This window comes from Dongia mobilis, from assembly GCF_004363235.1.
Taxonomy (GTDB): Bacteria; Pseudomonadota; Alphaproteobacteria; order Dongiales; family Dongiaceae; genus Dongia; species Dongia mobilis.
Map to the genome: position 1 here is coordinate 534,904 of NZ_SNYW01000006.1, position 13,671 is coordinate 548,574.

The 13,671-nt window shown below is 66.1% G+C and carries 11 protein-coding genes and 1 tRNA gene; 8 read left to right on the forward strand and 4 right to left on the reverse strand.

Annotation, left to right across the window (positions count from 1 at the left end; genetic code table 11):
* The first annotated feature begins 298 nt into the window (after positions 1–298).
* Positions 299–1,126 carry a sulfotransferase domain-containing protein gene (locus A8950_RS04045; RefSeq protein WP_133612313.1) on the forward strand — a complete coding sequence of 276 codons (828 nt, stop codon included), beginning with the start codon at positions 299–301 and terminating at the stop codon, positions 1,124–1,126.
* 46 nt (positions 1,127–1,172) lie between these two features.
* Here the strand turns inward: A8950_RS04045 and A8950_RS04050 are convergent, their stop codons facing one another.
* The gene (locus tag A8950_RS04050) at positions 1,173–2,819 is read right to left on the reverse strand and encodes an aldo/keto reductase (RefSeq protein ID WP_133612314.1); all 1,647 of its coding nucleotides are present in this window, start codon (positions 2,817–2,819) and stop codon (positions 1,173–1,175) included.
* A 187-nt stretch (positions 2,820–3,006) separates the two neighbouring features.
* Here A8950_RS04050 and A8950_RS04055 point away from each other — a divergent pair, with 187 nt between their 5' ends.
* Both A8950_RS04055 and A8950_RS04060 read left to right on the forward strand, forming a co-directional pair.
* Positions 3,007–3,702 carry an acylneuraminate cytidylyltransferase family protein gene (locus A8950_RS04055; protein WP_133612315.1) on the forward strand — a complete coding sequence of 232 codons (696 nt, stop codon included), beginning with the start codon at positions 3,007–3,009 and terminating at the stop codon, positions 3,700–3,702.
* A gap of 161 nt (positions 3,703–3,863) precedes the next feature.
* Positions 3,864–4,625 carry an SDR family oxidoreductase gene (locus A8950_RS04060; RefSeq protein ID WP_166644987.1) on the forward strand — a complete coding sequence of 254 codons (762 nt, stop codon included), beginning with the start codon at positions 3,864–3,866 and terminating at the stop codon, positions 4,623–4,625.
* A 57-nt stretch (positions 4,626–4,682) separates the two neighbouring features.
* On the opposite strand, the gene A8950_RS04065 is transcribed toward A8950_RS04060, so the two are convergent.
* Positions 4,683–4,757 (reverse strand) — tRNA-Val (locus A8950_RS04065).
* Positions 4,758–4,965: 208 nt separating this feature from the next.
* Between A8950_RS04065 and A8950_RS04070 the strand changes: the two genes are divergently transcribed.
* Positions 4,966–5,799, forward strand: a complete 834-nt coding sequence (locus tag A8950_RS04070) for a DUF3108 domain-containing protein (protein WP_133612317.1) — start codon at positions 4,966–4,968, stop codon at positions 5,797–5,799.
* A gap of 3 nt (positions 5,800–5,802) precedes the next feature.
* On the opposite strand, the gene gph is transcribed toward A8950_RS04070, so the two are convergent.
* Positions 5,803–6,480 (reverse strand): phosphoglycolate phosphatase, encoded by a 678-nt coding sequence (gph, locus tag A8950_RS04075; RefSeq protein ID WP_133612318.1) that lies wholly within the window; start codon positions 6,478–6,480, stop codon positions 5,803–5,805.
* Between the two features lie 135 nt (positions 6,481–6,615).
* Between gph and glmU the strand changes: the two genes are divergently transcribed.
* A complete protein-coding gene (gene glmU / locus A8950_RS04080; RefSeq protein WP_133612319.1) occupies positions 6,616–7,971 on the forward strand; it encodes a bifunctional UDP-N-acetylglucosamine diphosphorylase/glucosamine-1-phosphate N-acetyltransferase GlmU in 1,356 nt (451 codons plus the stop codon).
* Between the two features lie 20 nt (positions 7,972–7,991).
* A complete protein-coding gene (gene glmS / locus A8950_RS04085) occupies positions 7,992–9,812 on the forward strand; it encodes a glutamine--fructose-6-phosphate transaminase (isomerizing) (RefSeq protein ID WP_133612320.1) in 1,821 nt (606 codons plus the stop codon).
* A 6-nt stretch (positions 9,813–9,818) separates the two neighbouring features.
* Here the strand turns inward: glmS and serB are convergent, their stop codons facing one another.
* Entirely contained in the window at positions 9,819–10,724 is a 906-nt protein-coding gene (serB, locus tag A8950_RS04090; RefSeq protein ID WP_166644988.1) for a phosphoserine phosphatase SerB, read from the reverse strand.
* On the opposite strand from serB, the gene miaA reads away from it, so the two are divergent.
* Positions 10,723–11,727: a tRNA (adenosine(37)-N6)-dimethylallyltransferase MiaA gene (gene miaA, locus A8950_RS04095; protein ID WP_133612322.1), complete on the forward strand. Its 1,005-nt coding sequence runs from the start codon at positions 10,723–10,725 to the stop codon at positions 11,725–11,727. The two genes, serB and miaA, sit on opposite strands and share 2 nt — an antisense overlap.
* Positions 11,728–11,844: 117 nt before the next feature.
* Positions 11,845–13,605 carry an acetolactate synthase 3 large subunit gene (locus tag A8950_RS04100; RefSeq protein WP_133612323.1) on the forward strand — a complete coding sequence of 587 codons (1,761 nt, stop codon included), beginning with the start codon at positions 11,845–11,847 and terminating at the stop codon, positions 13,603–13,605.
* Positions 13,606–13,671: the final 66 nt, after the last annotated feature.

The following is a 13,671-nucleotide window of genomic DNA, read 5'->3' on the forward strand; positions in this document are numbered from 1 at the left end:
CGGGCCGGGCGGTGGCGGGCCGGGCGGTGGCAAGGCGGTAACCGCCGGCAATCGGATCCGCGGCCGGCATCCCGCTTGCGGGGGGGTGTTGCCGCGCTTCAACCCGGGCACGTTCTGATTGCAGATGACGGAACAGTAGCCGGTGTGCCCCGTGCCGGAAGGTGCCTGGCATGTCCCCTGGGCATTTCCGCTGGCGACCGCCTGCGCGGGACGGCTATATTGCGCCACAATTTCCGCGCACCCACGTCTCCAGTCGACATCTCCGGCCCACATCTCCAACCCACATCTCCAGGTTGCCATGTTCTTGTCCCCTCGCCGTGCCCGCAAGCTCATCGACCAGGTCGACCGGCTGAGCGCGCGGGCCCACAGCCTCCTGGAGCGGCGCGCCTATCCCGGGCGCGGGACACATTTCCCGCCGATCATCATTTTCGCCCAGCCGAAATCCGCCAGCGTCTTCATCCATCGTGCCATAAGGCGCACTTTGCAGGTGCCGTTCTATCGTGTCGGGGTCGGCGGGATACATCATTCCTCGATCGGCTATTCCCAACTCGCGCATTTTTCCAAGGGAAACGTGGTTTCGCGCGAACATCTTCCGGGCAGTCCGTTCATGCTGCAGGCCCTGGCGGCCGCCGGCATCGGCAAGGCTGTGCTGCATGTCCGCAATCCCAGTGATTCCGTCGTCTCCTGGACCAGGATGGTCGACCGGACGCTGGAGACGCGGGGCATGGCGGGGGCGGCATTGCTGTGCGAACGGGTCCTGCCCGCCGACTATCCGCAGTGGTCGTTCCCCGACAAGCTGCGTTGGCAGATCGCAAACTATCTCCCGCTGCAAGTCGCGTGGATCGAGAATTGGCTGCAACTGGCTGATTCGCAGCAGGACGTGAATCTGCTGGTGACGACCTACGAGGAGTTTGCCGCCGATCCCCGCGCCTATGTGGCGAGGGTGCTTGAGCATTTCGACATTCATTTGCCGGCCTCGGAAATCTCGCTGCCTTCAGCCGAGATTGGTCGCAGCAATATCTTCAGCGCCGACGGAAACAAATGGGCCGGCCTCGATAGCGAATTGCACGACATGGCGCGCGACCGGGTACCGGAGTCCTTGCGGGCGGGCTTCGGCTGGGGGTGACGCTGCAGCGACGACTGGCTTCCCGCGCTGCGCATTCGCCGTGCGTCTAGTTCCAGGCGCCGCCCTTCCAGCGCCCGGGATCGAGCAGCCAGTCGGGAAAGTGCGGTCGGGATTGCTCGATGCGTTCGATCGCCTCGCGGCTGAGCAGGGGTGCTTCGAACAGTCGCATGTTGGCGGCCAGCTGTGCCTCGTTCTCGACCCCCAGTACCAGGCCATGAATCCAGCCGAGCGAGCGCAGATAGCCGACCAGGAGATGCGCAACGCTGGCCAATCCCAGTTCCCGGGTCAGGCCCTGCAGCCAGTCGATCAGGCGCTGCGCCATCGCCGGATCGCGGGCCGGCCAGCCGCCGACATCGCCGCTCAAAAGGACGCCCTGCAGAAAGACGCTGCGAGCATGTACGACGATGTCCGGGCGCTCGGCCAGCAGGGCAGGAATGCCGGCCTGCCGCCAGCGGTGGTCGAGGATGTTGGCGGGCAGCTGGATCTGTTCGACATCGGGGTCGCCGATCGCCTGTTCCGCCTCGATTGCGTTCTGCACCGAGATGCCGAGCCGGCCGATGATGCCCTGGTCGCGCATCTCCAGCAGGCAGCGCCAGGCGGCGCCGTTCCAGGAGGTCCTGGTATGGGCGAGGTGCAGCAGCAGGACCGGCAAATGCCTGGTTCGCAAGGCGCGGCATGACGCGAAAACGCTGGCCTGGACGGCGCTGCGGACAGCCCATTCGGGTGCGTCGGCGGGCACGAAGAAGAACGGGTCCAGCTTGGTGACGACTGCCGGCGCCGCCGACCCGAGCCCGGCCAGGGCGTCGCCGACGCGTTCCTCGCTGCGGCCGTAATTGCGTGCCGTGTCGAACTGGCGGACGCCGATTTCGGCGGCCCTGTGCAGCAGGGATGTGGCACCGGCATCATCCGGCATGGAAAATTTGCGCAGTGTGCCGTAGGGCAGGCCGATCTGTACGGTGCCGAGGACGAATTCGGCCGCCCGATCGGGTGCGGCGGGCCGCGGCCCCAGCAGCCAGTCCTTCTCCGGCGTCTGCGCAAGGCGCTCGACCAGCTGGCGCCAGGGCACCGTGATTGGATCGGCGATGCCGGCGAACAGGGCCTTGATGCGGACGTAATCGGCGAAACTGACGACGGCACAGCGATAGCGGGCGGTGTCGATCCCGCCGGCGAGATCGTTGACGGCGGCGACGCGGCCAAGCCGCCAAAGCACGGCAGTAGGCAGTTGTCTCTCCGCCGCATTTGCCTGACCCGCGAAGCGGCGCAGGGCACCGACGCGAATTGCCTCGCCCCGGACACCGAAGGGCAGCCCGGCTTCGGGCCAGGCCGTGCCGAGGATGTCGCCATCCCCGCCGGCAAGCCCGTCCGCCAGCATTGCCGCGAAATCGCCGTCCGGCACGACATCGTCGTCCGTGAAGCGAACCACGATGTCGTCGTCCGCCAAATCGCCGGCGCAGGTTAGGAGTAGAGCCAGACCGTCATCGCCGGCGCCGCGGACAACTTTCAGCCCCCTGGCAATTGCTGCGGCGCAAAGGCTGTCGTTGCCCGGATCGCGCGACGCGGCCAGCACCGTCTGGTGACCGCCATTGCCCGCCCGGAGTGCCGCCAGCACGGCGAGGGGAATCCCGGCCACGGGCAGCAGCGGCCTGCCCGGCAGGCGTTGTGGCGGCGACCTCACTTCGACGACAATGCGCATTTGCAACTCTTGAACGAAATTGCCGGGCCGGATAAGGCTAGGGCCGAGCCCGCGCGAAATCTACCCGGTGGGTTTCCACGAAAGCAACCAGGGTAGAGTGGCGGCACCCCTGGCCGGGGGCGCAGCCAGCCTGGAACGGTAGGCCAGCAGACCGTCGGCCAAGGGCGGCGCAATCCGGGGCGAGAGTATGTTATCAGCCATCAGCCTTGCAGTGATCCCGGCGCGCGGCGGCTCGCGCCGCATCCCGCGCAAGAACATCGTCGATTTCCGGGGCCGCCCGCTGATCGCCTGGACCATCGAGGCGGCGCGCGAGAGCGGCTGCTTTGCCGACGTGCTGGTCAGTACGGACGACGCCGAGATCGCGGAAATCGCCCGCTCCTGTGGGGCCGCCGCGCCCTTCCTGCGCCGCAATAACAGCGACGACCAGGCGCCCTCCTCGCTGGCGACGATCGAGGCGCTGGCGCAATATGCCGACTGGTCCGGAGGGATGCCGGCGGTGGTGGCACAATTGCTGCCGACCTGCCCGCTGCGCGGGGCAAGTCTGGTGCGCGATGCGTTCGCCGATTTCGCGGCCCACGATGCCGATTTCCTGTTGAGTTGCACCGATTTCGGCCCGCTCAACCCGTGGTGGGCCGCAACCCTTGATGCCGATGGGTGCCCGCGCCCGCTCTTTCCCGAGGCAATGACGAAGCGCTCTCAGGACCTGCCGCCGGTCTTCATGCCGTCTGGCGCCATCTGGCTGGCGCGGGTGCCCGCACTCCTCGCGGCGCGCAGCTTCTATGGTCCCGGCCATCGCTACTGGCCGATGGACTGGCTGGCCGGATTCGACATCGACACGCCGGAAGACCTTGCCATCGCCCGGGCGTTGGCAACCCGGGGTTAGGGGGCTGAGGTCGACGTGAGGCTTGGAACTGGATAGCCTGACGCGCATCCGCCAACGCCGCGCCGAGCGGCCGGGATCATCAAGGGGAACAGCAGCCAGTGGCATCAACTGCAAGACGCAAATCGCCGATCAAGGGTTCGGCCAGCAAAGAATCTGATGGGGTGCGGGCCGGCGCTGTCCTGGTGACGGGTGCCAGCGGCCTCCTGGGCAGCGCCCTGGTCGATCGTCTGCTGGCTTCCGGCCGCTCTGTGGTCGCGGTCTATCGGACGCAGGCCAGTCTGGCGGCGGCGCGCGCGCGGCTGCAGCCCCATATCGCGGAGAACCGCGTCTTTCCGGTGGTCGCCGATCTGATGAAGACAGGTGCGGAAAGCCGGCTGGTGGCGGATCTCCGCCGCCGGCATCTGCCTGTCGCCGCCTTCGTCCATTGCGCCCGCAGCCGCGACAAGCTGAAGGTGCAGGGCGTGCCCACCGCCCAGCAATGGAGCGAGGAATACCTGCTCGCCGTGGGCGTGCCGCACAACCTCGCCCTCGCGCTGGCGGCCGACCCCGCGATCGGCCTTCGCCGTGTGGTGCTGATCGGTTCGATGTACGGTGTGGTGGCGGTTTCGCCGCATCTCTATCCGAAGGGTGCCGTGCCGGCGCCGATCCATTACGGCGTGGCCCGGGCTGCCCTCATTCATCTCGCTAGGGAGATGGCGGTGCGTCTGGCGCCGAATGGGGTCACGGTCAATGCCGTTTCGCTGGGCGGGATCGAGGGACGTGCCGCGACGGACTTCAAGAGACGCTATGCCAGATTGTGTCCGGCCGGGCGCATGCTGAAGGTGACTGAGGCCGTGGCGCCGATCGAATTCCTCCTCAGCGATGACGCGGAAGGGATCACCGGACAGAACCTGATCGTGGATGGCGGCTGGTCGATTTGGTGAGAGCTGCCGAGTTGCCACAGGATGGCGACGGCCGTAGGCGTAGGAATCGGCGCGCGATGGTGGGTGCGACAGGGATTGAACCTGTGACCCCTACCGTGTGAAGGTAGTGCTCTCCCGCTGAGCTACGCACCCGACCGGAGCTGGCGGCCAGATGCGAGAGGCGGCCGCCGCTGTGAGGGGCGTTGTTTAGCTTCCGGCCTGCCGCCTGTCAATTGACCGCGCAAATGACCCCGTCGTGTTTCTGTCACGCTGACGTGAGGTCCGTGCTTGCACCTTGACAGGATGCGGTGGAAGGCCGATCTCAGAGACCTGGATCCCGGAGATTCCCTGAGGCAGATCAATGCGTTACTTTGGGCGGCAGTTCGCGAGCCTGGCATCTGGCCTAGCATCCGGCCTGATATCCGGTCTGGCGTTCTGGCTGAGCCTTGGTGCGTTGCCTGCTCAGGCCGCCGAGCCGGTGACGCTGACCTATACCGGATATATGGCCGGACTGCCGGTCTTTTCCCTGACCGCGCAGGTGAAGCTGCCGGGCGAGGGCAAGGCCGCCGGCAATGGCGCCTACAGCCTCAATGCCGATGCCGCGACCAGCGGCAATTTCCGCCTGCTCTATCCCTATCGCGCGACAATGGTGAGCAGCGGCAGCCTGGCCGAGCAGAAGGCGGCGCCGAAGCAGTTCCGATCGGTTGCCGAAATCATGGGCAGGCAGGAGGCGGTGACGCTGACCTATGGCCAGGGCGGCGCCGTCGCCATCGAGGCGGTGCCGCTGACCCGCCAGGCGCAGGATGCCGCGAACCGCGGCTTTGCGCGTGGCACCATCGACCCCGCCAGTGCCATCGTGGCGGCGGTGGCGAAATTCGCCGCCACGGCCAGCTGCGCCGGCACCTATCAGTTGTTCGACGGGGTGCGCCGCTATGACCTCGAACTCAGCCAGGGCGGCTTTGCCGATCTCGCCCCATTGGCACAATCCTATTACGATGGTTCCGCCACCGAATGCGTGGCCCAGCCGAGGCTGCTGGAAGGCTTCGCGCCCAGTGCCATGAGTTCGCAATTCTATCCGCAATCGGCGCGGCTGTTCCTGGCGCCGGCCGTGCCCGGCTTCCCCGCGGTGCCGGTCCGCATCGAGGCGCAGAACGCGCTGGGCCTGATGACGCTGGATCTGACCGGAGTCAGATAGGAATCAGGTGCGGTCCAGTCTCTCGATCAGCGGCGGCAGATCGGCAAAGCGCGCCACCTCGTGATAGGCACCCTGTTCGGCGGCATCGGCCGGTCTGCCATAACCCGATGGAATGATCACAGCCTCAATTGCGGCCGCCCTGGCGGTGGCGAGGTCGGTATAACTGTCGCCGATCATCAGCGCACATTCCGGCGCCGCATCGTCGCCGCCGGCGGCCGCGATTGCCGCCAGCAGCGGTTCCCTGGCGGGCTTGCGCTGCGGCAGCGAGTCGCCGCCGATGATCGCGGCGAACAATTCCACCAGGCCGAAATGCCGCAGCACCAGTTCGGTGGCGGCCTTCGGCTTGTTGGTGCAAAGCGCCAGGCGGCGGCCCTCGCGCCGGAACCCTTCCAGGCTCTCGCGTACCTTGGGATAAAGCACCGTGCGTCGGGTCGAGGCCGCCTCGTAGAATACCTTGAAGCGCGGCATGAAGCCGGCGGCCGCCTCCTGGATGCCGGCGGCGGCAAGCGCCCGCTCGAGCAGTACCGGCGCGCCGTCGCCAATCATGCGCTTGACGGCGGCCAGTTCGAGCGGCGCCCGGCCCAACTCGCCCAGCAGAACGTTGACGGCATCGGCGATGTCGGGCGCCGAATCGATCAGCGTCCCGTCCAGATCGAACACCAGATATTGCCGCCGCGCCATATTTCCGCCCTTTTCGCCTGTATTCTGGAGTGATCTTCCGCCGAACGGATTGCTGGGGGTTGGATTGCCGGGGGTGGATATGGCATTTTCCGCCCCGTCGCAAGCCTGCCTCAGCACTCGGGAATATCATCCATCATGTCCGCCCAGGATCGGATCGCCGCCATTATCCTTGCCGCCGGCAAGGGCACGCGCATGAAATCGACGCTGCCCAAGGTGATGCACCGCATCGCCGGGCGCAGCATGATCGGCCATGTCCTGGCCAATCTGGCGCCGCTGCAGCCGCAACGCGTCGCCGTCGTCGTGGCGCCGGGCATGGAGGGGGTCAAGGCCGAGGTGGCGCCGGCGCCGATCGCCGTCCAGGGCGAGCAATTGGGCACCGGCCACGCAGTGCGCTCAGCCCGCGATGCGGTAGGTGCCTTCGCCGGCACCATACTGATCCTGTTCGGCGACACCCCCTTCGTCTCGACCGAGACCCTGCGCCGCCTGGTAGAGCGGCGCGGCGCGAAGGACGAGCCTGCCGTGGTCGTGCTGGGCATGCGCCCGGCCGATGCCGGCGCCTATGGCCGCCTGGTGCTGGACGGGCAGGGCAATCTCGAGCGCATCGTCGAGTTCAAGGAGGCGACGGCCGCCGAGCGCGCCATCGGCCTGTGCAATTCCGGCGTCATGGCGGTCGACGGCACCATCCTTTGGACGCTGCTGGATCTCATCAGGAACGACAATGCCAAGGGCGAATACTATCTCACCGATATCGTGGCGCTGGCCCGTGCCGACGGGCGCAATTGCGCCGTGGTCGAGGCGCCGGAGACCGAATTGCTGGGGGTCAATTCCCGCGCCGAACTCGCCGTCGCGGAAGCGCTCTACCAGGACCAGCGGCGACAGGCTGCAATGGAAGCGGGTGCCACGCTGATTGATCCAGGGACGGTCTATTTCGCAGCCGATACCGAACTCGGCCGCGATGTGGTGGTCGGCCCCAATGTCGTCTTCGGTGCCGGTGTCCGGGTTGCCGACAATGTCGAGATCCGTGCCTTCTGCCATATCGAGGGTGCGGTGATCGGTGCGGGCGCCGTGATCGGCCCATTCGCGCGGCTGCGAACGGGAACGACGATCGGCGAAGGTGCCCATGTCGGCAATTTCGTCGAGGTGAAGAACAGCGAGCTTGGCGCCGGAGCTAAGGCCAATCACCTTTCCTATCTGGGCGATGCCGATGTGGGGGCAAAATCCAACATCGGTGCCGGCACCATTACCTGCAATTACGACGGCTTCCTGAAGGCGCGGACCGAGATCGGCCAAGACGCCTTCATCGGCTCGAATTCCGCCCTGGTAGCGCCGGTCCGCATCGGCGCCGGGGCGATCGTCGGTGCTGGCTCCGTCATCACCCGCGACGTCGAGGCGGATGCGATTGCGGTGGCGCGCGGCGAGCAGGTGGCGCGCGCAGGCAAGGCGAGGGAGTTTCGCGACCGCCGCCGCAAGATGAAATCGGACAAGAAGTAATCCTCGAGGAGAGCGCCAGCATGTGCGGCATCGTCGGCATCATCGGCAAGGCGGAAGTGGCGCCACTTTTGTTTGACGGACTGAAGCGGCTGGAATATCGCGGCTACGATTCGGCCGGCATCGCCACGCTGAAGGATGGCCGCATCGACCGACGCCGCGCCGAGGGCAAGCTCGGCAATCTCGGCGCCGTGCTGCAAGCGCAGCCGCTCGCCGGCACCATCGGCATCGGCCACACCCGCTGGGCGACCCATGGCCGTCCGTCCGAGAACAACGCGCATCCCCATGCCACCGACAAGGTCGCCATCGTCCATAACGGCATCATCGAGAACTTCCAGGAATTGCGCGACGAACTGGGGTCGCTCGGCAAGAAGTTCACCACCGACACCGACACCGAGGTGGTGGCGCATCTGCTGACCCATTATGTCGAGCACGGCCATTCGCCGGAACAGGCGATGGAACGCGCCATGGGTCGCCTGCACGGCGCCTTCTCGCTTGCCATCCTGTTCGCCGACCGGCCGGATATCATCGTCGGCGCGCGCCGCGGCTCGCCGCTGGCGATCGGCTTCGGCGACGGCGAGATGTTCCTGGGTTCGGATGCGATGGCGCTGGCCCCATTCACCAACCGCATCTGCTATCTCGAGGAGGACGACTGGGCGGTCCTCTCGATGGATGGCGCCACGATCTATAACGACGGCCGCCGGGTCAATCGCGAGATTGTGCAGACGGCGCTCTCTGGCGCCCTCATCGGCAAGGGCAACCACCGCCATTTCATGATGAAGGAGATCGCCGAGCAGCCGACCGTGATCGGCGACACGCTGCAGGCCTTCATGAATCCGCTGGAACGGCGCATCCAATTGCCGGACCTGCCGGTCGATCTCGCCGGGCTCTCGCGCCTTACCATCGTTGCCTGCGGCACGGCGAGCCTTGCCGGCCATGTCGCCAAATACTGGCTGGAGAGTGTCGCCCGGCTGCCGGTCGAACTCGACGTCGCCTCGGAATTCCGCTATCGCCAGGCGCCGATGGATCCGGACGGCGCCCTGATGGTGATCTCGCAATCGGGCGAGACGGCGGACACGCTGGCGGCCCTGCGCTACGCCAAATCGCTGGGTCAGAAGGTGCTGGCCGTGCTCAACGTGCCGGAAAGCACGATCGGCCGCGAAAGCGATGTGGTCCTGCATACCCTGGCCGGGCCTGAGATCGGTGTCGCCTCGACCAAGGCCTTCACCACGCAATTGGTGCTGCTGGCCTGCTTCGCCATAGCGGTGGCGCGAGCGCGCGGTGTCATCGATGCGGCTCGCGAGGCGGAATTGTCGTCGGCCCTGACCGAGTTGCCGGCGCGCATTGCCGAGGTGCTCAATCACGATGTGCATATCCGCGAAATCGCGCTCAAGGTGGCAGAGGCACGCGACGTGCTATTCCTCGGTCGCGGCACCTCCTATCCGATCGCGCTGGAGGGGGCACTGAAGCTGAAGGAGATCTCCTACATCCATGCCGAGGGCTATGCTGCCGGCGAGATGAAGCACGGCCCCATCGCCCTTATCGACGAGAATGTGCCGGTGATCGTGGTGGCGCCGTCGGACGAACTGTTCGACAAGACCTTCTCGAACCTGCAGGAGGTGATGGCGCGCGGCGGCAGGGTGGTGTTCCTGTCGGATGCCGACGGTATCCGCAAGCTGGGTGGACAGGCGATGGCGGCGGTGGAACTGCCGAGGGTCGACCCCTTCGTGGCGCCGATCCTCTATACCATTCCGGTGCAGCTGCTCGCCTATCACGCGGCGGTCGCCAAGGGCACCGATGTCGACCAGCCGCGCAACCTCGCCAAGAGTGTCACGGTGGAATGAGCGCCGCTATTCGGTGAAATCGGTTCGCCGATAGCCCATGTAATAGAGCAGGCCGGTCAAGTCGGCGTGGTTGAGCTGGCAGCGGATGGCGCCGCGGACCCTTTCCTTGCCGCGATAGGCGCAGCCCATGCCGGCGGCGGAAAGCATCGGGATGTCATTGGCGCCGTCGCCGATGGCGGCTGCGGCGTCGAGATCGAGGCCGAGCTTTTTTGCGAGGTGCTTGAGCCGTCCCAATTTGCCGTATTCGCCGTCGGGATCGACGATCGGCGGCACCAGCTTGCCGGTGGTCCTGCCGTCCTTCATCTCGAAATCATTGGCGATGTCGGCGAAGAAGCCGACCCGGTCGCGCACCCGGCTGGTGAAATAGCGGAAACCGCCGGATACGAGGGCGGTATAGGCGCCGTCGGCGCGCAGGGTGCGGATGAGGGTGGTGGCGCCAGGCGACAATTCCACCTTGGCATAGGCGGCGGCGAACTGCTCCTCGCCAAGGCCGGCGAGCAGCTTTGCGCGCTCGATCAGGCTCTCGGTGAAGCCGATCTCGCCATTGACCGATTTCCGGGTGAGAGCGTCGATCGCTGCCTTGTCCCTGGCGAAGACCGAAAGATCGTCCAGCGTTTCGCCGGTGACGATGGTGGCGTCCATGTCGCAGATCAGCAGGCGCTTCTTGCGCCCGAGCACCGGCTGGGCATAACAATCGACTGGCCGGGCCTGCAGCAGCGACCGGGCGATGTCCTGTGCCGCTGCCGGTGCGATCTGGCCGAAGCCGATGTCGCAGGCAAGGCCCGGCGCCAGCCAGTCGGCCTCGCCCGGCGATCCGCCGGCCCCGGCAAGGGCGCCGCGGATGGCGCGAATGATGCCGTCATCAAGGCCCGAGGCCTTGGGTGCGGAAACAAGGGTAAGAACGCAATTCATGGTCGGTGGCCGTATAGAGGAATCCAAACTGCCCGACAAGGGCAGCGCAGTACCGGCCGGCAGGGTCGTGATCCTGGCCGGCCCGACCGCCAGCGGAAAATCGGCGCTGGCCCTGGCCCTGGCCGAGGAGTTTGGCGGCGAGATCGTGAATGCGGATTCCATGCAGGTCTATCGCGATCTGCCGATCCTGACGGCGCAGCCCGATGCCGCCGAGCGGGCCCGCGTTCCGCATCACCTTTATGGCTTCCTGTCGCTGGCCGACACCTGCGACGCGCAGGGCTGGGCGCAGCGGGCGGCGGCCGAGATCGCGGCGATCCTGGCGCGCGGCGGCCTGCCGATCGTGGTCGGCGGCACCGGCCTCTATCTCCGGGCACTGATCGAGGGCTTCAGCCCGATGCCGGCAATTCCCGCAGCGATCCGGGATCAGGCGCGCGATGCAGTCGCCCAACAGGGGAGTGCCGCCATCCATGCCGAATTGCGGCGCCATGACCCGGAATTGGCGGCGAAGCTGCCGCCGGGCGACCGGCAGCGCATCGCCCGCGCCCATGAAGTCTGGCTGGCGACGGGACGGCCGCTTTCCTGGTGGCAGGCCCAGCCCAGGATCGCGCCGACGCCGCACCGTTTTCACGCCTTCGCCCTGATGCCGGAACGGGCAGCACTCTATGCCGGGATCGATGCCCGCTTCCTCGGCATGCTCGCCCGGGGCGCCTTTGACGAGGTGCGGCAGGCGCTGGCCCAGCCGGGTCGGCCGGAGGCGGGCGGTCGGAAGGCGCTCGGTTTTGCCGAACTCGCCGCCTGGGCAACCGGGCGCATCGACCGGGAGACCGCCGTCGCTGCCGCCCAGACCGCCAGCCGGCGCTATGCCAAGCGGCAGCTGACCTGGCTGCGGTACCAAATGCCCTCGGCGAACATTATATCGCCTGATGAGCCAGCCATGAAATTTTCGCAAAGTTCTATGGCGCAAATGCGCCAGAAAATTCGCGATTTGATGTTGACCCCCTGAGGGTCTGACACTAAGGTCCGCCGCACCGCAGCGCGATCTCGCTCTGCGACATGTATTTTTTTGCCCGCAAGGGTCGGCAACAGACGGCGCGAACGGAAAGAGCGCGAGGATCGGATCATGGCTGCAGAACCAATCACCGGTGCGGAAATCATCGTCAAAGCACTGATTGATCAAGGGGTTGAGGTCATTTTCGGCTATCCCGGCGGGGCCGTGCTGCCCCTCTATGACGCGCTCTTCAAGCAGAACAAGGTGCGACATATCCTTGTGCGCCATGAGCAGGCGGCAGTCCATGCGGCCGAGGGCTATGCCCGTTCGACCGGCAAGGTCGGTGTCGTCCTGGTGACCTCGGGTCCCGGTGCCACCAATGCGGTGACGGGTCTCACCGATGCGCTCATGGATTCAATTCCCATTGTCTGCCTGACCGGCCAGGTGCCAACTCACCTGATTGGCAACGACGCCTTCCAGGAAGCGGACACGACCGGCATTACCCGACCCTGCACCAAGCACAATTACCTGGTGAAGTCGGTCGAGGACCTGTCGCGCAAGATCCACGAGGCCTTCTATGTGGCCCGCTCCGGCCGGCCAGGCCCCGTCGTCATCGACCTGCCCAAGGACGTGCAGCAGGCGAAGTATGAATATGTCAATCATGCCGGCCAGCGTCACCGCACCTACAACCCGCAGCAGAAGCCGGACCGCGCAGCGGTCGAGCGCGCGGTGGAGTTGATGGCGCAGGCCAAGCGGCCGCTCTTCTATGTGGGCGGTGGCGCGGTCAATTCCGGCCCGCTCGCCTGCAAGATGCTGACCGATTTCGTGCGCCTGACCGGCTTCCCCTGCACGCAGACGCTGATGGGCCTCGGCGCTTTCCCGGGTTCCGATCCGCTCTCGCTCGGCATGGTCGGCATGCACGGCATGTACGAATCCAATCTCGCGATGCACGATTGCGACGTCATGATCAATATCGGCGCGCGCTTCGACGACCGCGTCACCGGCCGCCTCAACGCGTTCTCGCCGGGCTCGAAGAAGATCCATGTCGATATCGATCCCAGTTCGATCAACAAATCGGTCCGCGTCGACATCCCGGTGGTGGGTGATGTCGGCCATGTGGTCGAGGAGATGATGCGCATCTGGAAGGCCCGCCAGGTGAAGACCGATAGCAAGGCGCTGGCGGCCTGGTGGGACCAGATCAACCAGTGGCGCGCCCGCGACTGCCTGAAGTTCAAGCCGTCGGATTCGATCATCAAGCCGCAGTTTGCGCTGCAGCGCCTCTATGAGGCAGTGAAGCAGAAGGATTTCTACATCACCACGGAGGTCGGCCAGCACCAGATGTGGGCGGCGCAGTTCCTCAAGTTCGAGAAGCCCAACCGCTGGATGACTTCGGGCGGCCTCGGCACCATGGGTTATGGCCTGCCGGCCGCCTATGGCGTGCAGGTGGCGCATCCGGAGGCATTGGTCATCGACGTCGCCGGCGAGGCCTCGATCCTGATGAACATCCAGGAGATGGCGACGCTGGTGCAGTACCGCCTGCCGGTCAAGATCTTCATTCTCAACAACAAGTGGATGGGGATGGTGCGCCAGTGGCAGGAATTGTTGCATGGCGGGCGCTATTCCGAATCCTATTCCGACGCGCTGCCTGACTTCGTGAAACTCGCCGAGGCCTTCGGCGCCCGCGGCCTGCGCGCGGAGAAGACCGGCGACCTCGACGACGTCATCAAGGAGATGATCGCCATCAAGGGGCCGGTCATCGTCGACGTCTGTGTCGACGAGAAGGAAAACTGCTTCCCGATGATTCCGTCGGGCGCGCCGCACAACGAAATGCTCCTCGGCCCCGAAGACCAGAGCGCCAAGCCGGTCTCGGAAGAGGGCATGGTGCTGGTCTGAGCGAACCGGACCGGCCATGAGCGGCGCCAAGCGGCAATTGGGGGTTATCTCGGGCGTCGCCGCTTT